Below are 21,271 nucleotides of genomic sequence, written 5' to 3' on the forward strand. Positions count from 1 at the left end.
TAAGCTATTTATAATTCCAAACTTTATTTAGAATAAGTTTAAATAAGCTTAGTGTCGGCTAATTATTGGTCATTATTTTGAGGTGACACGGCAGTCTTAAAATTTTGAATCCTGCTGTGAATGGTATTAAATGAGACTTACAGTAAAAAAATACCCTGTTTATCTATACCGTTATTTGGTGCCGGTTATTCTTGTCGGCGCATCCGGAGTTTTTACAAATAGCTTTGCCTAATACCCGGGTAAAGCTTAAACTTTAGTTTGCTGGGCTAAAAACAATGTTTAAACTTATTAAGTTTACCTAGTTTAGCCGTAATAAGGAATTTTAAATGAATCACACTTCTACCCGTTTAAGTAACAATGATTTACTGGATATTTTGTCCCTGTCAGAAAACGCCACGGCTATATATACCGGCGAAGATGTGATCATTGAAAACGCAAACGAAGCTATGCTTCAGTTTTGGGGCAAGAATAAAAGCATCATCGGCATGCCGTTTGAAGACGCTGTGCCCGTGTTAAAGGGCCAGCCATTTATAGCAATGTTGCAAAATGTATGGCGCACCGGTAATACGGTAGAAGGTATTGACGCACCTGCAGAGTTAGAGATAGATGGCGAGTTGAGAACCTCTTATTTCGATTTTTTGTACCGGGCCATCTTAAACCCCGATGGTACCACCCGTTGTATTTTGCATACCGCTACTGATGTTACCGACAGGTTTTTAAGCCAGAAACGTATTGCCGAGATGAACGAGCAGGTTGCAACCATCAATAAAGAATTATCAGATGCTAACCGGCAGTTAACAATATCTAATCATGACCTGGCCGAATCGGAAGAAACGCTGATACAACTGAACAATAACCTTACAGAAAGCGAAACACAATTGCAGTTTGCTATTGATGCCGCCAGCCTGGGTACCTGGGACCTTGACCCTAAAACCAACAAATTTTCGGGAAACGACAGGCTAAAATCATGGTTCGGGTTAAGGCCCGAACAGGAAATTCCGCTTGAAAAAGCTACGGATATAATATTGGAAACCGACCGCCTGAGGGTAATTGCCGCCATACAGCAGGCCATGTCCTATTCATCCGGAGGTGGATATGATATTGAATATACTATCGTTAACCCCGAAAACCCTGTGCCGCGTATTGTAAAAGCAAAAGGCAAGGCGCTTTTTAATATAGATAACCAGGTGATCCGCTTTAGCGGCACTTTGCAGGATATTACCGAAGAGCGCCGCGCCAGCGAAGCGCTTACAGAAATGAACCAGCGTTTAGAGATAGCGCTGGATGCAGGTAACCTTGGCTCATACGAGCTTGACCTGGAGACCGGCAAGATGGTGACTACCGATCAGTATAAGCTTAATTTGGGCTGGCCTTTAAATAAGCCCCTAAGCCTTGCCGATGTAACAGAGATTATTAAACCCGAATACCGTAAGTATGTTGATAAACAATGGAAAAATGCGATAGACCATAATATGGTTTATAATGCCGAATATGAGATAGTACTACCCGATGGTACAGAACGCTGGATCAGCGCTGCCGCAAAGCCACGCTACAACAAAAATGGCAGGGCCACCAAAATGGTAGGTGTTACCTATGATATTACCGAAAGCAAAACAAACGAGCGCCGTAAGGACGATTTTATAACCATTGCCAGCCATGAGCTTAAAACACCAATTACTACGCTCAAATCATCGCTGCAACTGCTTAACCGCATGAAAGATGACCCATCGCCCAAAATGCTGCCAAAGCTAATAGAGCAGGCCAACCGCAGTATGGAGAAGATCAGTACCCTGGTAGAAGACCTGCTTAACGTAAGCCGCATGAACGAGGGGCAGCTGCATCTCAGTAAATCAAAATTTACCATTGCAGATATGCTTAACCAATGCTGCAACCACGTTAGGGTTGCCGGCAAGCACGATCTTATTTTTGAGGGAGACACAGGATTGCAGGTTTTTGCAGATGAACATAGGATAGACCAGGTAGTGATAAACCTGGTGAACAACGCGGTAAAGTACGCACCAAACTCGCACGAGATCTACCTTATTGTTGAGAAAGAAGGCAACATGGCCAAAATATCTGTAAAAGATAATGGGCCCGGCATAACACCAGATAAGCTACCGCATTTATTTACGCGTTACTACCGGGCAGACTATTCGGGCATCCAGTACTCCGGCCTGGGCCTGGGGCTATACATAAGTTCAGAAATTGTACGTAAGCATGGCGGCAAAATAGGCGCTGTAAGTGAATTAGGTAAAGGCAGTACTTTTTGGTTTACCCTGCCTTTATAATAACATACAGATTTGAAATAATTGTTTAAACTTATATTTTTAGCCCCATTATTAAAACATTATCCTGTTATAAGGGTATTAATAGTTTTAATTAAAACCAACCATTAATCAAATTAATGAGCAATTACCCAAGCCACTTTAGCAGCGAGTTGTTACTAACGATATTATCACAGGCAACAACCGCTACCGCTATTCATAGTACTGATGAGATGATCATTGAAACAGCTAATGACGCTATGATTGCTGTGTGGGGAAAAGATAAAAGCGTAATAGGCAAACCCATAGAAGAAGCCCTGCCCGAATTGAAGGGCCAGCCATTTTTAGGCTTGCTGCAAAGCGTGCTGCACACCGGCCAAACCATTGCCGGCAGTGATACCCGGGCCGACCTGGTGGTTGATGGGGAGCTTAAGCCTTTTTACTTTGATTTTGAATACCGCGCCATAAAAAATGATGAAGGCGAAGTAATATGTATATTGCATACTGCTACCGATGTTACCGCGCGATATTTAAGCCGCCGGCGCGAAATGGAGCTGGAATCTGAATTGCAGGCCGCTAACCAAGAGCTTGCGGCAACCAACGAGGAACTGGCTGCCGCAAATGAAGAACTGGCAGCAGCAAACGAAGAGATGAGCTCGTCAAACGAGGAACTGGCATCTACCCTGGAACAGTTAACCGTAACCAACGAGGAACTGGCCGAATCGCAGGAGATACTGAAAAAATTAAACTATAGCCTTGCTGAAAGTGAAGCGCGTTTCAGGGCCGTGGTAACACAGGCCCCGGTAGGTGTTTGTATCATCAGCGCGCATGACCTGATGATACAGGATGTGAACGATGCATACCTTAAAGTTGTTGGCCGGGAGCGCGCCAGTATGCAGAACCGTACCATTTGGCAGGCTGTACCCGAAGCTGCCGCAGTATACGCACCAATAATGAATAAAGTGATTAGCACGGGGGTAGCATTTTCTGCAATAGAGCATGAACTTCAATTGGTGCGTAATGGCTTAACACAATCTGCTTTTGTAAACTTTGTTTACGAGCCAGTAAGGTTTGAGGATAACAGCGTAAAAGCTATTATGATTGTAGCTGTAGATGTTACCGAACAGGTTGAGGCCCGCCGGCAAATAGAAGCGGCAGAAGAAATGCTGCGCCAGGCTATAGATTCGGCAAATATGGGCACCTGGATGGTGGACCTTGCAACCGATAAGCTAACCATTTCTGAACAGGCCGAGAAAATACACGGTGTTACACAAGGTGCAGAGATGACATTTACAGCGGCGTTAAATTTAGTAGCGCCAGAGCACACACAGAAAGTGAGCAATGCCATTGAACAGGCCATAAAAACCAAAAACAGCTTTGAAACAGAATATATCATAAACCCGCTGGATGGTTCGAGACCGCGATGGTTAAAGACTACGGGCAGAGCCTATTACGACGATCAGGATAAGCCGGTAAGTGTATCGGGCACTATGATAGATATTACCGAAAGCAAGGCTTATGACCAGCAAAAGGATGATTTTATAAGTATAGCCAGCCATGAGCTAAAAACGCCCGTAACAAGTTTAAAGGCAGCATTACAGCTATTGGATAGGATGAAGGCTAACCCATCGCCTCAGGTATTGCCAAAACTGATAGAGCAGAGTAACCGTAGCATGGATAAAATAAGCACCCTGATAGAAGACCTGCTTAATCTGAGCCGGATGAACGAAGGGCAGCTGAAACTGGATAAAACAAAGTTTACCATTGCGCACATGTTAAACCAATGTTGTAACCACGTAAGGGTTGCCGGTAAACACGAGCTTATTTTGCAAGGCGATGAAAAGTTAGAGGTAAAGGCTGATGAACATCGTGTAGACCAGGTAATAGTTAACATGGTAAACAATGCTGTTAAGTATGCACCAAATTCAAAACAAATAGTTTTTAACGTAGAAAAGGTAGGTAATATGGCAAGGATATCTGTAAAGGATACCGGCCCCGGCATTGCCCCCGATAAAATAGTCCACCTTTTTGAACGTTATTATCGTACAGATGCATCAGGCTATCAAAATTCGGGTTTAGGGCTGGGTTTATATATAAGTGCCGAGATTATACGCAAACACGGAGGCGAGATAGGGGTTGACAGCGAGTTAGGAAAAGGCAGTACTTTTTGGTTTACCTTGCCGTTGTAATTGTAATATTGCTGAATTTTTAGCCCGGGCTTATTGAAATATTTGCAAGCTTACAAATGCTTTGGCCGGCTCATTGTAATGTTTTTAACGTTTGGCAGTAGTAAATAACTTTAGGCTGAATACATGTTAACATCGTGTAAAAACCAAATTTGATTTTACCCCGTAATTTAAAAAGCTTTTTAAATTAAATAAACTGTATCTTTAATTTATTAATTTAAACTATTGAATACCCCTTTTCCGATCCCTGCTAACGAAAGCGAGCGTTTAGAAGCACTTGCAGCATATAATATCATAGATACACTGCCCGAAGTTGAATTTGAGGAGCTTACTCTGCTTGCGTCGCAAATTTGCCAAACACCGGTTGCCTTGATTAGTTTGCTTGACGATAAACGCCAGTGGTTTAAAGCCATCATAGGCGCCGATGTTAAGGAAACCCCAAAAGAACATGCTTTTTGCGCGCATACTATTGCAGCTACAGAAGATATCGTGATTGTTAGCGATGCACGTGAAGATGCAAGGTTTGCAGCAAACCCATTGGTTACCGGCAACCCCAATATTGTGTTTTATGCGGGTGTGCCACTTATTAACCAGGATGGTTATGCGCTGGGGTCGTTATGTGTTTTAGATACAGAACCCAAACAACTAACTACTGAGCAGGTAAAATCCCTCAAAATATTGGCCCGGCAGGTTTTAACGCAGATAGAGTTGCGCAAAAAAGTAACCGAGCTGGAAGCATCCAATACCAAACTGCTGGAAACAAACACATTTATACAGAAATTTGCTACTACTGCGGCCCATGATATTAAAAACCCTCTAAGCAGTATACTGCTTACGTCGCAGGCGCTGCAAATGCGGCTATCCAATACCGGCGACCAAAAAAGCCGTAGCCTTGTGGGTTTAACCATCAGCGCCGCTAAGCGCTTGCTTACGCTGGTTGATGAGATGCTTAATTACTCTAATGAACCCGCTTTATTACTTTCCGATCAGCGGTGCCTGCAGTTGAACAAGCTGCTTAAAAGTGTAGTTGAGTTGATTGATGTGCCGCATAGTGTTAAAGTTAGTTTTCCGAAGGTTGAGCATACACTTACCTGCTCGTCGGTAGCGTTAGAGCAAATATTTCTGAACCTGCTTACCAACGCAGTGCGTTATAACGATAAGCAGGAGGGGGTGATTAATATCCAATTCAGGGAAGAAGGCAGCTACTATAAGTTTAAAATATCAGACAACGGCATGGGTATCGCCGAAAAAGATCTGCATAAGATATTTGAGAAAGCGGTTACTTTAAACGCGTTAGACCGCTTTAATAAAAAGGGTAACGGGATAGGTTTACATACCGTAAAGCTCCTGGTTGAGAAACTGCAGGGTTCTATCCACGCCGAATCAAATATTGGCGAAGGGACCGTGTTTATATTCTCTGTAAAAAAGAACATACAATTGCCTGCCGAAGGTGCTACTGCCGCTTAATATCAGCAATTACGTTATTCAATTGCCTGTTAAAATCTTCGGGCTTTTCTATCATCGGGAAATGGCCCGTATCGTGCACTATAAATAATTTATAAGGGATGTTCTTTTTTACCAGCCCGGTGGTATCATTGGGCACATAATCACTATTTATGAGGTAAAGTTTCTTTTTAAGTTTCATCAGTTCATTGCTTTCACTGAAGTTACTATCCCAGGCCAGGGCGGCAATAGCAATGGTAGAATCAGCTTGGGCCACATCGTTTAAAATTCTATCCCTGATGCTTTTGGGTGTGGTTTTATAAAACAATTGTTTATTAAACCAATCAAATGCTACGGCTTTAAAATTCTTCTTCATGGCGCCTATGGATTCGTCGTATTCCTTCTTATCCTTAACGCTATCCTTAGAGGCTATACCAACCGATTTAAAGTTGTCTACCCCAACCAGTGCCAGTACGTTTTGGGGCGCATCAACGGCGCCCTGTAAAATAATATCGCCCGCCATAGAATGGCCTACCAGTATTACGTTCTTTAACTTCAATTGGGCAATCACGTTTTTAATGTCCTGCCCATACGCCGCAGTACTCCAGTCCTTACGGTTCTTACCCGATTTGCCAAAGCCGGGCAGGTCTATAGTAACTACCCTGTATCTTTTACCGAAGTAGGCCACCTGTTTTTCCCAGTAGGTTTTATTGATGCACCAGCCATGTACAAATAGGAGGGAGGTATCGCCGCTGCCTGTATCAGTATAGTCAATCCGTACGTTGTTGCTTACCAGGTTTGTGGTGATGGCCTTATCATCATTTACGGCGTTGGTATTTTTGGGCTGTGGGTTATTACACGCAAATACAGCCAGGCACAAACAAAAAGCCGCAGAATAATAAAATAGTTTCATGAGATGTGGTGATCTAAGTTTTACAATATTACTGCTTTATGCAATACATGCTAACCATTAGGGGCGATTTAACTTAATTTAACAGGTTAATCCCACACTATATACCAGGTTCCTTCATCATTTTTGGCGTAGCTAAGTCCATCACTCATTTGATGAACATCGCGGCCTTCTTTGTCGTTGTAGTAATTTTTACGTTCGTATATACGTATGCCGCCGTTTTCGCGCTGCAAAAATACCAGCAGGGCGTTCATTGACGGGCCTATCTCATGCAGCCATTGGTTTTCACTTTCTTTTACAAATGCCGAACTCATAACTTTAATATTTAGCTACTTATAACATTTTCCGTGCCGAAAGTACGGGCTTTCGTAAACAGCTTAACACATTTAAATTTGTTAATTGTTATTTACATGATGGAACAATTACGCTTTTTTGATAATGCACAGGGCCTTAAACTCCCAACTGAACTAATGGATTACCTGCCCAATACCTTTACCCGCCAGGAAAGTGCAGACCTGATGCAAAAGCTAAAAGCAACCATACAGTGGAAACAAGAGACCATCCAGATGTATGGTAAGCTGCTAAATACCCCGCGCCTTACCGCCTGGTACGGCGAAAACAGCAAAACCTACGCCTTTAGCGGCAAAAAGTATGACCCGCATCCATGGACACCTGAGCTGCTGTTTATTAAACAGCGCATTGAGCAAGCCGCCGGTATGGCATTTAACAGCGTTCTGCTGAACGATTATCGTAATGGTAGTGATTCGGTAGCCTGGCATGCCGATGATGAACCTGAGCTTGGTATAAACCCCATAATAGCCTCGGTAAGCTTTGGGCAGGCCCGTCGTTTTGATGTAAGGCACAAAAAAGATCATAAACTGAAGTATTCAGTTGAGCTGGAGAATGGTTCGCTGCTCATCATGAAAGGCGACCTGCAGCACCACTGGGAACACCAGGTACCCAAATCGGCCAAAGCCTTAAACGAACGGATAAATTTAACTTTTAGGGTGATAAGCTAACTTAACTTTAAAGAAAATATATTTAATAATCAAATTATTATGTTATTTATATGAATGCTTTGTTTAGTTAAATGCAACGTGTATAAATTAAAATAAAATGTTAATTTTGTTGATACCATCATCTTAAAAACCTGACATGAAGAAATTAATCCTGCTGGCAATTTGCCTTTGCTTTAGTGCCATTACCTTTGCACAAAGCACCATTAAACCTGCTGATGCAGGTGTTACCTACGGCAAAGAGGTTACTGCCGATAATGCTTTAAACACCGAAGCCCTAAACAAAACCCTGAGTACCGATAGTGTTTACAATGGTAAAATTACCGGTACCGTAGTTGAAGTTTGCAAAAAGAAGGGTTGTTTCATGAAGATATCGCAGGCCAATGGCGCCCCAATTATGGTGCAGTTTACCGATTATGCTTACTTTATGCCGCAAAATATTGTTGGCAAAACAGTAGTAGTAGAAGGTAAAGCCAAAATAAAGGAAACATCAGTTGAACGCCTGAAACATTATGCTGCCGATGCCGGTAAAAGCAAAGAGGAAATAGCCGCCATAAACACGCCTAAGAAAGATATTTCTATTATGGCAGATGGTGTTTTAGTGGTGAAATAAACATATTCTCACCCTGTTATTTCGATGAGCGTGGTGTAAAAGATTTCTCTCTCTATCGTTCGATGACATTGTTTAAAATATCCAGAAGCCTGTAACCTTACAGGCTTTTTTATTTTGTTGGAAGTTATAAACTATAATTCCTAATTTCAATAAATAGTATCTACCTATATACATCCTGAGCATCCATGAGCAATTCATTGTTAAAAAACTTTAAAAGCGGCGCTGTACTATCCTTTGGCGAATTGCTGTTACGGATAGCGCCCGATGCAGGCGGCAACTGGTTAAATAACAATATGCTCGCAAGCTATGTAGGCGGCGCCGAGCTAAACGTGGCAACCGCTCTTGCGTTATGGGGGGTGCCATCCCGGTATTTTACCGCGTTGCCAAATAACGGATTATCAGAGCAAATCATAGCCTACCTCAATAAAAAGAACATCGATACATCTTCGGTGTATTACCATGGCGATAGGATAGGCCTCTATTTCCTCACAAAAGGGAAAGATCTGAAACATGATGCTTTGATATACGATCGTGCTAAATCTGCCTTTGCAGGTTTAATGCCTGGTATGGTAGAGTGGGATAAAGTGCTTGATGGGGTTAGCTGGTTCCATTTCAGCGCTATTTGCCCGGCCATTAGCCAGCATGTGGCCGATGTGTGTTTAGAAGCACTTGAGGCGGCATCTGCAAGGGGTATCACCATATCTGTAGATTTGAACTATCGCTCTAAATTGTGGCAGTATGGCAAACAGCCACAGGATATTATGCCCGGATTGGTAAGGTATTGTGATGTGATAATGGGCAACATTTGGGCGGCCGAAAAAATGTTGGGTATAGAGGTGTTCGGCAACATTCATGAGTCGGGCCAAAAGAGTATTTACCTGAAAGAGGCGCTATCATCATCAGAACGCATTATCGGCCAATTCCCTAAATGCAAAGCCGTGGCCAATACCTTTAGGTTTGATGAGGCCGATGATATAAAATACTACACTGCATTGTTTATTGACGGAACTTTTAATACCTCGCACGAATATTGTACTACAACAATTGTAGATAAGGTAGGCACCGGCGATTGTTTTATGGCCGGGCTTATTTACGGCTTTTATAACAACCAACCCGCGCAGCAAACGTTAGATTTTGCAACAGCGGCTGCGTTCAGCAAATTGTTTATAGCAAGCGATGCCACAACAAATAGCGTTGAAGAAATTATTGGAGCAATAAAGTATGAATAAGAAAAATAAAATTGTTGATGCCATTTTATCGCAGGGGATGCTGCCATTGTTTTTTTATGCAGATGCAGAGGTAAGCCTTGAGGTGATCCGTAGTATGTATAATGCCGGGGTTAGGGTGGTAGAATATACCAACAGGGGGCCTGAAGCGCTGAGTAATTTCTATACTATAAAACGAACCGCAGAGAAGGATATGCCTGATCTGTACTTAGGTATAGGCACTATAAAAACCGGTTTAGAAGCAGAAGCTTTTGTAGATGCCGGTGCCGATTTTATTGTATCGCCCATTATCGACAGTGAGGTAGCCCTGGTAACCAATAACCATGATATGCTATGGATCCCCGGTTGTATGACACCTACCGAGATCCATGTTGCGCAGCAGTATAACGCTAAACTGATCAAGATCTTCCCGGCAAACATTCTTGGCCCGGCCTATATATCATCAATCTGGGAGCTTTTCCCCGGGCAGTTATTTATACCAACCGGCGGTGTTGAGGTAGAGGCCGCCAATATAGCCGAATGGTTCCGGTCGGGCGTTTGCGCAGTAGGTATGGGCAGTAAACTAATAAGCCGTAATGTGCTGGATAAAAAGCTCTACCACCAGTTATATAATGATACACTTAAAGCACTTGAACTTGTTCAACTGAGTAAATAGTTTGTGTTAACCACAGCGTTAACAGAGGGACCTCCCTGTGTAAACAGAGGATTATAGGTTAATAATCCAGACAGCGAAAATCTCAGTGCCCTTTGTGGTTTTCTCTTTGTGTTCACTGTGTGGTAAAAATGAAATAATTACCTTTACAACCACATGGAACAAAAATCAAAAGACCCGCTGCACGGTAAAACATTAGAAGCCATCCTGAATGCTTTAGTTGCACACCTGGGCTGGGCCGAGATGGGGTATCGCATCCGTATCAATTGCTTTTTGGATACCCCCAGCATTAACTCCAGCCTTAAATTTCTCCGCAAAACCCCATGGGCGCGCAAAAAGGTAGAAGACCTGTATATCGAGTTTGATAAGGAAATTCCCGAAAGTAAATAGTTTATTAAGGAAGCCCCGATGGGGCTATTTTTTTAATGACCTTCTCTATAAACAGGACGCTCCTCTGGAGCAAAAAAGATCTTATGTAGTCGCTCGGCTCTGGCCGAGTGACCTTTATTACACGGCGTCTCGCCGCAGTTGATGATGACCGGAGGGCTTATAATAATCGTAACCCGGCAGGAGCCGGGCAATTGCGAGAATTAATTACCCGTGCTTTTTCTTCATATTCATTTTAGCCTTTGTACCCGAGCTGTAGTTGTACGTTTTTGAGTTCTCGGGTTTCTTTTCGTGGAAGGCTTCGCCCGGTACGTATTGGTTTGGGTCGGCCTTAACGGGTTTCCTGGCCTTTTCTTTTTCGGCCTCTTTTTGCTTACGGTCTTTCTCTAAAACCAGGTCCTCAGGCAATTCTGCCTTTTGCATTTTTTGCCCGGTAGTTTGTTCTATACGGCGCACCTGGTCAAGCTCAAGGTCGGTAGCAAAGGTTAAAGCTAAAGTTTCATCCTCCGCATCAACGGCATGGTTTTCAATATGTTTTATGTATATTTCTTTTTCAGCAGGCAGGTCAAGATGGATAATGAAAGGGATGTCCGTCAGGTCAAGCTCCATTTCTTCCGTTCCTTCATTGGCAATGATCAGCACACGCAGGCTGCTATCGGCCTTAAACTCGCTGATGTTATTAACCTTGTTATACTCAAACGATAGCGGGTTTATCATGGTAACCGCTTTGCGCAGGCGGTTGGTCAGGTTTTTATAAATGGTTTCGGCGGTAAGGCGCGTGTTGGCAAACACAACCGTTTTGGTGAACATCTCCTCATCGTACAGGAAAAGATTCAGCAGATTTAGCTTGGTGCCAAAGTTGGGTACATGGTACAGCATCTGCGGGTGAACGGGTAATTGCTCGTCAGGCAGTTCCTCTACCTCTACGGTTGCCGGTAGCTGCATAAAAGGCGCTATCATCTTATCAAGCCGCTCGTGCATTACCTCGGTAAATATTAAATGCTGGGCACGGCCAATACTGTTAGCCAGCTCAACCACAGGTAATTGCAGGCCTTTTTTAATAATAAGCTGCGCATCATCCACAGCAAAAAAATCAACCTTGTTCAGGTTAAGCCCAAGTTTCAGGTAAATAGCGCGTGCCCTGTCGGGGGTAGCTACCACAATGTCCGATCCTTCGGCAAGGTCATCCATATTCTGCTCGGTTGTTTGCCCGGGATGCAGGCTCACAATGCGGATGGTTTTATTACGGTTAAGGCGGTCAAACTGCGCCAGTATCTCAAATACCTTTTCCTGGTCGGGGGCTAATATCAGTGCCTTTGGCGTACCATCGGCGCTATGCTTAAAACGGTTAAGGGTAGCCAATACCAATACTGTGGTTTTACCGCAGCCTTCGGGGCCAATGGCAATAACATCCTGCCCGCCAATAATGCGGTTAAGTGTTTTTAGCTGCATTTCCTTCGGGTTGGTGAACCCTGCTTCGGTAACTGCTTTTATTAATTGCTTATTCAGCTTAAATTTCTCTGCCCACGCCATTTCAAAAATATAAAGAGTGCAAAGATACCAAAACCATCCCGCTTTTAAGATTATCAGATGATTATCCGCAATCTGGCACAGCTAATCTTTCTAATTGCGTGGTATGTTCGTCATGATGGTTATTAGACTCACCCGGTCTTTGCTTCGCTTGACCGCCCTCTCTTCGCTGCGCGGAAAGAGGGTCAATCAACTTTTCACCCTTTTTGCGAAGCATAGAGGGTCGCGCACGAAGTGTCGCGGGGTGAGTAAACTTAGCAAGCGGCAAACAAGATGCCTAACTACATCATTAATTTTAACATTGTTAGCGCAAAACCCGCATGATGAAGTTCGTGGCTTGGTATTGTAAACAGATATTTACTACTTTTAGCTGTTAAACCTACAATTATGAAAAAGTTTTTCCTGCTGTCGGTGGTGCTTGGCATCCTGGCTTCATCCGCGTACGCGCAACAAAAGTTTAATGGACTGGATGCCAATATGGGTAACATCTACCGTACATCAGATGCGGTGAGCCGCTCTATCAGTCCCGAAAACTTTACCGGCGAAAAAGGCAAAGGCGGCATGGCCACAACGGGTACCGGGGCAGGAGCGTCGCGCGATCTGGGCCAAACCTGGAAGGTTAGCCCAAGCGTTATCATCAAAAAACATACAACCTTTACAGTGGCCGAAATTGACGGCGAGGGTGCTATACAACACATCTGGATGACCCCAACAGGCAACTGGCGCAATTCCATTATCCGTTTTTACTGGGATGATGAGGCCACACCATCTGTTGAAGCACCCGTTGGCGATTTCTTTTGCATGGGCTGGGGTAAATATGCCCCCGTAACCTCGCTTGCGGTGGTGGTAAACCCTGGCAGTGCTTTTAATTGCTACTGGCCGATGCCTTTCCGCAAAAAATGCCGCATCACTATGGAAAATATTGATAATGAAGATATGGTGCTGTATTACCAGGTTGATTATACGCTGACCAAAGTACCTGAAGATGCAGGTTATTTCCACGCGCAGTTTCGCAGGATAAACCCGCTGCCCTATAAAAAGGATTACGTTTTGGTGGATAGCATAAAAGGTAAGGGCCAGTATGTGGGTACTTACCTGGCTTATGGCTCAAACAAAAACGGCTGGTGGGGCGAAGGTGAGATCAAGTTTTTTATGGACGGCGACACCAAATTTCCAACCATTATAGGTACCGGCACGGAAGATTATTTTTGCGGATCGTACAATTTTGAAACACGTAAAAAGAATGCCGACGGCAGTGAAACCCGCGCATACACCGAATTTAGCGGCCCCTATACCGGTTTGCCGCAAGTAATACGCGGTGATGGCTTATACAATGTTGCCCAGCGCTTTGGCATGTACCGCTGGCATATAACCGACCCGATACGCTTTGAGAAAAACTTGAAAGTAACTATACAGGCTTTAGGCTGGCGTAGCGGCGGCAGATATATGCCCCTGCAGGATGATATTGCATCGGTAGTGTTTTGGTACCAGACAGGCCAGCACGGCCCGTTCCCCAAGCTGCCATCAAAAGATGAACTGGAGGTGAACTGATATTTATGAAATTATGCGAAATGATAAATTAGATGTTGCCGGAACGCCGAATCGCAATAATTACCGGGAATTTAACTAAAGGGCATACAAGCTGCGCTTAAATAATTTATCTTGAGCCGACCAATTTTTAAGAGAATTTAAACCTGTATAAATGTCAAAAGACAAAAGTTTTGCTGCCGTAGCGCTTATTACCTCCCTGTTTTTTATCTGGGGCTTTGCACTCAACCTTAACCCGATACTTATTCCGCACCTTAAAAAGGCCTGCCAGTTAACAGATTTTCAATCATCACTGATAGATTCGGCCTCATACATCGCTTACTTTTTGCTGCCCATCCCTGCGGCGCAATTCATGAAAAAATATGGCTATAAAGGTGGTATTATTTTAGGCTTGTTGCTTTTTTCGGCAGGGGCTATGCTGTTTTACCCGGCTGCCGCGGTACGTAACTACGCTTTCTTTTTGGGGGCGCTGTTTGTGGTATTCTCGGGAATGGCATTTTTAGAAACAGCAGCAAACCCGCTTATTACTTTAATTGGCGACCCAAAGAGCGCTACCCAGCGTATAAATTTCGCGCAATCGTTTAACGGTATGGCAGCGGCATTTGCGCCTTATATAGGCGGTACTTTTATTTTATCGGGCACGGTTTTAACAGATGCCCAGGAAAAGGCCATGTCGCCCGAAAAACTCAATGCTTATTTAAATCATGAAGCCTCATCAGTACAGCTGCCATTTGTTATTATAAGCATAGCAGTATTATTGGTTGCCATATTTGTGTGGCGTACGGCATTCCCGGTTATAAAGGAAGAATCTCCCGAAATGCGTGAAATTGAAAATAAGCCATTATTTGGCCGCATTGCAGCATTAACAAAAAATAAGCACCTGATGTCGGGCGTGGTGGCCGAATTTTTTTATGTAGGCGGGCAGGCATGTGTAACCAGCTTTTTTATACGCTACAGCGAGCACGTGGCTGGTTTTGGTGAACACCACGCTGCTAAATTATTAAGTATAGCATTGTTGTTGTTTATGTTTGGCAGGCTATCGGGCACAGCTTTAATGACGATAATCAATCCTGTTAAACTTTTGGTTACCTATGCTATCATCAACATTGGGCTTATTGCAGCAGCCGTAACCTTACATGGCGAGGTAGTTGTTTATATATTGATGGCCGTATTATTCTTCATGTCTATCATGTTCCCAACCATATTTTCGTTAACTATAAAAGGCCTGGGGCCACAAACCAAGCTGGGTTCATCACTGGTTATTATGGGCATTGTAGGTGGCGCTATATTGCCGCCGGTAATGGGCCGTATCTCTGATGCATCAAACATACAGGTTGCTTATATTGTACCGGGCGTTTGTTTTGTTGCAATACTTTGGTTTGCGCTGAAGAACCTCAGGGTTAAGCATGTGGAAATAGTGGCGGGGCATTAATTTACACACTACCTTATGGATCTGAATTTAAAGAATAAAGTAATTATAGTAACAGGCGGGGCAAAGGGGATAGGTGAGGGCATTGTTAAGGCCCTTGCCGCAGAGGGTGCCATCCCCGTAATTATTGGCCGAAGCGAAGAAGATAATAAACAGGTAGTTGCCGATATAACCGCTAACGGCGGCCAGGCAGGTCAGGTTGTTGCCGAGCTTACCCGGCCCGAGGAATGTGAGCAGGCCGTAAAAGCTGTAGCCAAACAATACGGCCGCATTGATGGCCTGGTGAACAACGCCGGCGTTAATGACGGTGTTAGCCTTGAAGATGGCAATTATGAGGATTTTATGGCGTCGTTGCATAAAAGTATGGTGCATTATTACCTGATAGCACACCATGCTTTGTCGCTGTTAAAAGAATCAAAAGGGGCTATACTCAACATCACCTCAAAAACCGCCGATACCGGGCAGGGCAATACATCAGGCTATGCGGCATCAAACGGGGCCCGTAACGCACTTACGCGCGAATGGGCTGTTGAACTGTTGAAGTACGGTATCCGTGTGAATGCCGTGGTAGTAGCTGAATGCTGGACCCCGCTTTATGAGAACTGGATAAACACGTTGTCAAACCCTGTTGCAAAACGTAAAGAAATAGAAGCTACTATACCACTCGGCCAGCGTATGACTACCACTGAGGAAATTGCCAACACGGTAGTTTTCCTGTTGTCAGATCGTTCAAGCCATACTACCGGGCAAATTATTTATGTTGATGGCGGCTATGTGCATTTAGATAGGGCATTGGCTAACGGGTAGGTAGTTATACGCTCCAATAAGGTAATGTAGCTTTCTCCACCTACGTCAATTGCTTTGTTGTCCGCTTTTCGGAATAACGGCTTGTAGGATGTCAAAGATGTGATACTTTGCGTCTCCTTGCTTTTGCCAAATAACCCCAAAAACCTTATGTCATTTCGTTCCATTTTACGGAACAAACTGAACAAGATTAAATTAATTATACTATGTAATCAATAGGTTGATTTGTAACGTTAAAAAGTTTATTTCCGCCTCCCAATATCCCGAAAAGGACGTTCCAAGGCCGGTTAAAGGCGAATTAAAAGTGTTTTATGTCGTGTTTTTTACTTGTGTTTCGTTTGCCCGTTAATTTACAGAATTCCCTTTATCACCTGCCAAACATTAGCTGCCAGTATTTTTGCACCCTCCGCTGTAGGGTGGATACCGTCTTTTTGGTTTAAAGCACGTACACCGCCAACCCCCTGTAAGAGGAATGGCACTAGTGTCATGTTGTTTTTTGCAGCCAGTTTTGGGAACAGATTTTTAAAATCGGTAGAGTAGGTGGCACCCATATTTGGTGGCACCTGCATACCCAGCATCACCAGTTTGGCTTTGGGATATTTTGCTTTTACATGGTCGATAATGGTTTGCAGGTTCTGTTCAGTTTCTTCAACCGGGATGCCGCGCAGGCCATCATTAGCGCCAAGTTCAAGTACAAATACATCTACGTGCTGTTTCAATAGCCAGTCGATACGGCTTTTGCCGCCTGCGGATGTTTCGCCGCTTAGGCCGCCGTTAACAATGGTATAAGGCAGTTTGGCCGAATCTATCCTGGTTTGCAATACGCTTGGGTACGATTCTGATTGGTCGTCTAATCCGTAACCTGCGGTTAAGCTATCACCAAAAACCAAAATAGTTTTGTTGGATGAGGTTGTAGCGGCGGTTTTGGTGCTATCACTTTGTGCCACTGCATTGTTGGGTTTTGATTTGCTGCCGCAACCGGCAATGGTTATGTTTAATACCAGTATAAATACTATTCTTAATCTATTTAATGTGCTCATATATTATGCGTTAGACCGCAGTACCTCAAGTGGCGATCTGTTTAAAATACCCCTGCTGTTAAGCAGGCCTATTATTACGGTTAACAAAGTAATAATAAAAAAGATGGCAACCACCGGTAAAAAATTAACGGCGTAAGGCATATCAAAAGTGTACCGCGCCAATAACCAACTGGAGCCAATAGCGATCACTATCCCGGTTAATGCGGATAAAGCTCCAAGGAAAAGATATTCTATAGCCGTTATAGCGAAGATCTGTTTACGGCTGCCCCCAAGAGTACGCAGCAATACACTCTCCTGGATGCGCTGATATTTACTGATGCGAACGGATGAGATCAGTACGATGATGCCGGTAATAATGCTAAACCCAGTCATGAATTTGACTACATAACCTATTTTGCCAAGCAGATCATCCAGTACGCTTAGTACCAGCCCCAGGTCGATGATGGAAACATTAGGGTATTGCCTTACCACAGCCTGCTGGTATTTGGCCGAAACGGCGTTTGATGGCACATGTGTTAGTAATACATGTATCTGTGGGGCATCTTCTAAAGATCCGTTGGGGAACACCACTTGAAAATTGGTCGAGATCTTGTTCCAGTTTACCTTTCGGATGCTGCTGATGTAAGTATTCATTGGTACACCTTGAACATTAAACACAAGTTTATCGCCAACCTTGGCGTTGATGCGGCGTGCAAAGCGCTCTTCGGCAGATACAGGGATGTCCTTCCCGGGTTCGGCCTTGCCGATCCAGTTGCCGCTGGTTATAGTTTCTGATGGTGTAAGCGAATCGCGGTAGGTAACCCGGTATTCATAATTATAAGCGTTTTGTGATATGTTCAGTGTCGAATCTTTTTTTGCATCGGCAGCGGTTTTGCCGTTCACTTTCTCCAGTCGCATGGTAACCATGGGTACTTCTGAAAGCACCGGGAGGCCTTCTTTTCGGGTAAGCTCGGCCACGCCTTTTTTCTGTGGGGTTTGGATATCAAACAGTATCATATTTGATTGATTATCGCCGGTTGATAGCGTTACCTGGCTGATAAGCAACTGCTGTATCAAAAATAATGTGGCAATAAATGCTGTACTTAAACCGATAGATACTGTAAGGATAATGGTTTGGTTGTTGGGCCGGTACAGGTTAGCAAAGCCCTGGCGCCAGATGTAACTCCAGCCGCTCATTACCAGTAACCTTGTAAACCTGATCAACAGCCAGGCTATAGCCGTAAGTATCAAAAAAGCGATAATAATACCTGCTGTAAATACTACTGCCGACATCCAGCTATCCAGTTGCAGGTACGAGAAGGATGCGATGAACAGCAGCATCAACAAATAAACCATCCATCTGAGTGGATCGCGCATAGTGTTGGTATCATCGAACGATAACCTTAGCGTATTTAACGGCGAGATATTCCGGATAGAGATAAGCGGTAATAAAGCAAAAAGTATAGATATGATCAATCCCAGTAGGATGCCTTGCCCAATAGCCATCCAGGAGATGCTTACGGATATGGTTATTGGCAGGAAGTCTTTTAAAACGTAAGGCAGCAAATGCTGGATGCTGGTACCCAAAACAGCCCCTGCAACCGAGCCAATAAGCCCAATGCCGGTTATCTGGATCAGGTAAATTAAAAATGCTTCGGATGCTTTTACGCCCATGCAGCGCATAATGGCGATGGACTGGATCTTCTCGCGGATGTAAATATTAATAGCGCTTGCTACGCCCACACAGCCAAGCAGTAGAGCGATAAACCCAACCAGCGACAGGAACTTAGACAGATCGGCAAACGAGCGGCTGGTGCCTTCTTTCTTGCCTTCAACGGTATTGTAGCTAAAGCCAGCTTTGTCCAGTTGTGGGGCCAGCTTTTTGGCCAGTTTTTCTACGTCGGTTTTGCTGCCAAACTTATAATAGTAACTATAATTAATGCGACTGCCGGTTGTAATGAGCCCGGTTTTATCGAGGTATTGCAGGGGGATGTAAACCACCGGTGCAATGCCCGATGCTATACCTGTTTGCCCCGGCGCTTTGTTTAAAACACCTGCTATCAAAAAAGTTTCGTTGCCAATTTTTATAGAATCGTTAACCCTGGCATTGAATTGCAGCATCAGGGTTTTATCAACCAACGCATTTTTACCTGTTTTGAATGAACGGCCGGCCTGAGCAGGTGTAGTTTCCAGTTCGCCGTAGTAGGGGAAGGCGCCCTGTAAAGCTTTTACCTGCACCAACCTTGTCGACTGGCTTTTAATAAAATACACCATGGATGGGAAACTACGTTCCTGCGAACGGTCATCGCCAAGGCTATCCAGCAGCTTTTGCATTTTGACATCAGGTTCTTTGTTGCCGCTAATGGTAAGATCTGCACCTATCAGGCTTGCAGCTTGCTGGTTAACATCATTCTGAATATTATACCTGAACGAATAAATAGCCACCAATGCCCCAATACCAAACACTATCGACGAGATAAACAGCAGCAACCTGCCCCGGTTACGGCGGCTATCGCGGATGGCCATTTTAAACAGCCAGCTAAAGTTTATCCTCCTTTTAAAATTTACTGTATCCATGGGAGCGTTATTCATTACCTGTTTTATCATCGGCAATTAATTTGCCGCCCTTTATTTTGATGATGCGGTGGGTTTTAGCCGCCAGCTCCAGATCATGCGTTACTAAAACAAGGGTAGTACCGGCTTCGCGGTTCAGGTCGAAAATGAGTTTTACCACTTTCTCGCTGGTTTCGGCATCCAGGTTTCCGGTTGGTTCATCGGCAAATAATATTTTTGGCGAGTTAGAGAACGCCCTTGCCAGAGATACCCGTTGCTGCTCGCCGCCCGATAGCTGGGCAGGGTAATGATGGCCGCGGTCGGCAAGTCCAACTTTATCAAGCAAATCAAGCGCACGGGCTTTAATGTTCTTTTCGCCCCGCAGCTCCAGTGGCACCATGACGTTTTCGAGTGCGGTAAGCGTTGGTAGTAATTGAAAATTCTGAAAAATAAAACCCACATATTGATTACGTACCTCTGCGCGTTTGTCTTCGCTTAAATTACCCAGGTTAATGCCGTTCAGTTCTACAATGCCGGTGCTGGCACTATCTAAGCCTGCGCATAGGCCAAGTAAGGTGGTTTTGCCGCTGCCTGATGGACCAACTATAGCATTGGTAGACCCTGTGTTGATGTTGAAATTTATATTATCTAAAACGGTTAAGGCACGGCCGGCACTTTTATATGTTTTGCCGAGGCTTGCTATGTTAAGTATGGTTTCCAAATTTATATGTTTGCTGTAAATGGGTAAATATCAAATTATTATTGATACGAGCCGGTTAAAATATGTTTACTTACAAAGGCATTACATTGTTATTGTGTTTTTAAAATGCCGATTATTTTTTACACTTGTAAAATAACACACCCTCTATGCAAGAATATCCCGGGCAACAGCGAATACTGGTTGCTGTAGATTGTATCATATTTGGATTTGATGGCTGGAACATCAAATTGTTACTGGTAGAAAGAAGTTTACAACCCGAAGCAGGCAAATGGAGCTTAATGGGCGGATTTATTCATCCTTCGGAAAGCCCTGAAGATGCAGCCAACCGCGTACTGGAAGAACGTACGGGCCTTAAAAATGTGTACATGGAACAATTTAGGGTGTTTGGCAAGCCAGACCGCGACCCTGTGGAGCGTACCCTATCAGTAGCTTATTTTGCACTGATTGATATTCAACAGTACGAAACACAGATAAGTACCGAAAATCATCCGGAATGGTTTTTGCTTGATGAAATGCCCGAAATGGTATTTGACCATGCCGAAATGGTGAAGCTTGCCAAAAAGCAACTGCGCTATAAAGCCGCCCTTCATCCTATATTATTCCAGTTACTGCCCGAGCGTTTTACTATCCCGCAACTGCAAGCCCTTTACGAGGGGGTATATCAAACCGAGTTTGATGACCGTAATTTTAGCCGTAAACTGTTATCTACAGGCTTATTGGTTAAGCTTGCCGAAAAGGATAAGCAATCATCAAAAAAAGGGGCGTTCTATTACCAGCTTGATCAATCTAACTACGAGAAAAAATTTGAAAAGTTCCTGAACCTGGTACCCAACCCCGATAAATTTTTTTAAGCCTTACGCTATCAACCTTGTTACAAAGATAAGCGGGGCTGTATTTTGCTTTACAATAAATCTGTTTACATTTAATACTTTAATATCAATGCACTGCATGTGATATAGCAAGAAATAAA

18 protein-coding genes are annotated in these 21,271 nt (G+C 43.9%); 12 read left to right on the forward strand and 6 right to left on the reverse strand.

Annotated elements, in window-relative coordinates:
* The first annotated feature begins 326 nt into the window (after positions 1 to 326).
* The 3 genes from IDJ75_RS03945 (at position 327) to IDJ75_RS03955 (ending at position 5,917) form a co-directional block, all read left to right on the forward strand.
* Positions 327 to 2,288 carry a PAS domain-containing sensor histidine kinase gene (locus IDJ75_RS03945; protein ID WP_191174296.1) on the forward strand — a complete coding sequence of 654 codons (1,962 nt, stop codon included), beginning with the start codon at positions 327 to 329 and terminating at the stop codon, positions 2,286 to 2,288.
* 116 nt (positions 2,289 to 2,404) lie between these two features.
* Complete coding sequence (locus tag IDJ75_RS03950; protein ID WP_191174297.1) at positions 2,405 to 4,453, forward strand: PAS domain-containing sensor histidine kinase; 2,049 nt, start codon at positions 2,405 to 2,407, stop codon at positions 4,451 to 4,453.
* 222 nt (positions 4,454 to 4,675) lie between these two features.
* Entirely contained in the window at positions 4,676 to 5,917 is a 1,242-nt protein-coding gene (locus IDJ75_RS03955; RefSeq protein ID WP_191174298.1) for a sensor histidine kinase, read from the forward strand.
* Here IDJ75_RS03955 and IDJ75_RS03960 read toward each other — a convergent pair.
* Positions 5,904 to 6,806, reverse strand: coding sequence for an alpha/beta fold hydrolase (locus tag IDJ75_RS03960; RefSeq protein ID WP_191174299.1), 903 nt, complete (start codon positions 6,804 to 6,806; stop codon positions 5,904 to 5,906). The two genes, IDJ75_RS03955 and IDJ75_RS03960, sit on opposite strands and share 14 nt — an antisense overlap.
* Positions 6,807 to 6,892: 86 nt before the next feature.
* The gene (locus IDJ75_RS03965) at positions 6,893 to 7,117 is read right to left on the reverse strand and encodes a hypothetical protein (protein WP_191174300.1); all 225 of its coding nucleotides are present in this window, start codon (positions 7,115 to 7,117) and stop codon (positions 6,893 to 6,895) included.
* A 96-nt stretch (positions 7,118 to 7,213) separates the two neighbouring features.
* On the opposite strand from IDJ75_RS03965, the gene IDJ75_RS03970 reads away from it, so the two are divergent.
* From IDJ75_RS03970 to IDJ75_RS03990, 5 genes are all read left to right on the forward strand, one after another.
* Positions 7,214 to 7,822 carry an alpha-ketoglutarate-dependent dioxygenase AlkB family protein gene (locus IDJ75_RS03970; protein ID WP_224746471.1) on the forward strand — a complete coding sequence of 203 codons (609 nt, stop codon included), beginning with the start codon at positions 7,214 to 7,216 and terminating at the stop codon, positions 7,820 to 7,822.
* 136 nt (positions 7,823 to 7,958) lie between these two features.
* Positions 7,959 to 8,432, forward strand: a complete 474-nt coding sequence (locus IDJ75_RS03975; protein WP_191174301.1) for a DUF4920 domain-containing protein — start codon at positions 7,959 to 7,961, stop codon at positions 8,430 to 8,432.
* A gap of 185 nt (positions 8,433 to 8,617) precedes the next feature.
* Positions 8,618 to 9,661 carry a sugar kinase gene (locus tag IDJ75_RS03980; protein ID WP_191174302.1) on the forward strand — a complete coding sequence of 348 codons (1,044 nt, stop codon included), beginning with the start codon at positions 8,618 to 8,620 and terminating at the stop codon, positions 9,659 to 9,661.
* Positions 9,654 to 10,313, forward strand: coding sequence for a beta/alpha barrel domain-containing protein (locus IDJ75_RS03985; protein WP_191174303.1), 660 nt, complete (start codon positions 9,654 to 9,656; stop codon positions 10,311 to 10,313). Before IDJ75_RS03980 ends, IDJ75_RS03985 begins: the two co-directional genes overlap by 8 nt.
* Positions 10,314 to 10,466: 153 nt before the next feature.
* On the forward strand, positions 10,467 to 10,700 hold the full coding sequence (locus tag IDJ75_RS03990; protein ID WP_191174304.1) for a VF530 family protein: 234 nt from the start codon (positions 10,467 to 10,469) through the stop codon (positions 10,698 to 10,700).
* A gap of 204 nt (positions 10,701 to 10,904) precedes the next feature.
* Here IDJ75_RS03990 and IDJ75_RS03995 read toward each other — a convergent pair whose 3' ends face one another.
* The gene (locus tag IDJ75_RS03995; RefSeq protein ID WP_191174305.1) at positions 10,905 to 12,230 is read right to left on the reverse strand and encodes a DEAD/DEAH box helicase; all 1,326 of its coding nucleotides are present in this window, start codon (positions 12,228 to 12,230) and stop codon (positions 10,905 to 10,907) included.
* Positions 12,231 to 12,614: 384 nt separating this feature from the next.
* Here IDJ75_RS03995 and IDJ75_RS04000 point away from each other — a divergent pair, with 384 nt between their 5' ends.
* The 3 genes from IDJ75_RS04000 to IDJ75_RS04010 all read left to right on the forward strand — a co-directional run bounded on the left by IDJ75_RS04000 (position 12,615) and on the right by IDJ75_RS04010 (position 16,011).
* Complete coding sequence (locus tag IDJ75_RS04000; RefSeq protein WP_191174306.1) at positions 12,615 to 13,778, forward strand: glycoside hydrolase family 172 protein; 1,164 nt, start codon at positions 12,615 to 12,617, stop codon at positions 13,776 to 13,778.
* A gap of 151 nt (positions 13,779 to 13,929) precedes the next feature.
* Positions 13,930 to 15,207, forward strand: a complete 1,278-nt coding sequence (gene fucP, locus IDJ75_RS04005; RefSeq protein ID WP_191174307.1) for an L-fucose:H+ symporter permease — start codon at positions 13,930 to 13,932, stop codon at positions 15,205 to 15,207.
* Between the two features lie 15 nt (positions 15,208 to 15,222).
* The gene (locus tag IDJ75_RS04010) at positions 15,223 to 16,011 is read left to right on the forward strand and encodes an L-fucose dehydrogenase (RefSeq protein ID WP_191174308.1); all 789 of its coding nucleotides are present in this window, start codon (positions 15,223 to 15,225) and stop codon (positions 16,009 to 16,011) included.
* Positions 16,012 to 16,358: 347 nt separating this feature from the next.
* Here the strand turns inward: IDJ75_RS04010 and IDJ75_RS04015 are convergent, their stop codons facing one another.
* Genes IDJ75_RS04015 through IDJ75_RS04025 form a run of 3 tightly spaced genes read right to left on the reverse strand, consistent with a single transcriptional unit; the run spans position 16,359 to position 20,301 of the window.
* Positions 16,359 to 17,048 carry an arylesterase gene (locus tag IDJ75_RS04015; RefSeq protein ID WP_191174309.1) on the reverse strand — a complete coding sequence of 230 codons (690 nt, stop codon included), beginning with the start codon at positions 17,046 to 17,048 and terminating at the stop codon, positions 16,359 to 16,361.
* Positions 17,049 to 17,051: 3 nt separating this feature from the next.
* On the reverse strand, positions 17,052 to 19,604 hold the full coding sequence (locus IDJ75_RS04020; RefSeq protein WP_224746472.1) for an ABC transporter permease: 2,553 nt from the start codon (positions 19,602 to 19,604) through the stop codon (positions 17,052 to 17,054).
* 7 nt (positions 19,605 to 19,611) lie between these two features.
* The gene (locus IDJ75_RS04025) at positions 19,612 to 20,301 is read right to left on the reverse strand and encodes an ABC transporter ATP-binding protein (RefSeq protein WP_191174310.1); all 690 of its coding nucleotides are present in this window, start codon (positions 20,299 to 20,301) and stop codon (positions 19,612 to 19,614) included.
* 146 nt (positions 20,302 to 20,447) lie between these two features.
* On the opposite strand from IDJ75_RS04025, the gene IDJ75_RS04030 reads away from it, so the two are divergent.
* The gene (locus IDJ75_RS04030) at positions 20,448 to 21,152 is read left to right on the forward strand and encodes an NUDIX hydrolase (RefSeq protein ID WP_191174311.1); all 705 of its coding nucleotides are present in this window, start codon (positions 20,448 to 20,450) and stop codon (positions 21,150 to 21,152) included.
* Positions 21,153 to 21,271 lie beyond the last annotated feature (119 nt).

It is taken from the genome of Mucilaginibacter rigui, from assembly GCF_014773275.1.
GTDB classification, from domain to species: domain Bacteria; phylum Bacteroidota; class Bacteroidia; order Sphingobacteriales; family Sphingobacteriaceae; genus Mucilaginibacter; species Mucilaginibacter rigui_A.

Excerpts from the sequence above, each read along its gene's own strand:
- IDJ75_RS03945 (WP_191174296.1), top strand. The coding sequence starts at position 327 with ATGAATCACACTTCTACCCGTTTAAGTAACAATGATTTACTGGATATT.
- IDJ75_RS03950 (WP_191174297.1), top strand. The coding sequence starts at position 2,405 with ATGAGCAATTACCCAAGCCACTTTAGCAGCGAGTTGTTACTAACGATA.
- IDJ75_RS03960 (WP_191174299.1), bottom strand. The coding sequence starts at position 6,806 with ATGAAACTATTTTATTATTCTGCGGCTTTTTGTTTGTGCCTGGCTGTA.
- IDJ75_RS03965 (WP_191174300.1), bottom strand. The coding sequence starts at position 7,117 with ATGAGTTCGGCATTTGTAAAAGAAAGTGAAAACCAATGGCTGCATGAG.
- IDJ75_RS03970 (WP_224746471.1), top strand. The coding sequence starts at position 7,214 with ATGATGGAACAATTACGCTTTTTTGATAATGCACAGGGCCTTAAACTC.
- IDJ75_RS03975 (WP_191174301.1), top strand. The coding sequence starts at position 7,959 with ATGAAGAAATTAATCCTGCTGGCAATTTGCCTTTGCTTTAGTGCCATT.
- IDJ75_RS03980 (WP_191174302.1), top strand. The coding sequence starts at position 8,618 with ATGAGCAATTCATTGTTAAAAAACTTTAAAAGCGGCGCTGTACTATCC.
- IDJ75_RS03985 (WP_191174303.1), top strand. The coding sequence starts at position 9,654 with ATGAATAAGAAAAATAAAATTGTTGATGCCATTTTATCGCAGGGGATG.
- IDJ75_RS03990 (WP_191174304.1), top strand. The coding sequence starts at position 10,467 with ATGGAACAAAAATCAAAAGACCCGCTGCACGGTAAAACATTAGAAGCC.
- IDJ75_RS03995 (WP_191174305.1), bottom strand. The coding sequence starts at position 12,230 with ATGGCGTGGGCAGAGAAATTTAAGCTGAATAAGCAATTAATAAAAGCA.
- IDJ75_RS04000 (WP_191174306.1), top strand. The coding sequence starts at position 12,615 with ATGAAAAAGTTTTTCCTGCTGTCGGTGGTGCTTGGCATCCTGGCTTCA.
- fucP (WP_191174307.1), top strand. The coding sequence starts at position 13,930 with ATGTCAAAAGACAAAAGTTTTGCTGCCGTAGCGCTTATTACCTCCCTG.
- IDJ75_RS04010 (WP_191174308.1), top strand. The coding sequence starts at position 15,223 with ATGGATCTGAATTTAAAGAATAAAGTAATTATAGTAACAGGCGGGGCA.
- IDJ75_RS04015 (WP_191174309.1), bottom strand. The coding sequence starts at position 17,048 with ATGAGCACATTAAATAGATTAAGAATAGTATTTATACTGGTATTAAAC.
- IDJ75_RS04020 (WP_224746472.1), bottom strand. The coding sequence starts at position 19,604 with ATGGATACAGTAAATTTTAAAAGGAGGATAAACTTTAGCTGGCTGTTT.
- IDJ75_RS04030 (WP_191174311.1), top strand. The coding sequence starts at position 20,448 with ATGCAAGAATATCCCGGGCAACAGCGAATACTGGTTGCTGTAGATTGT.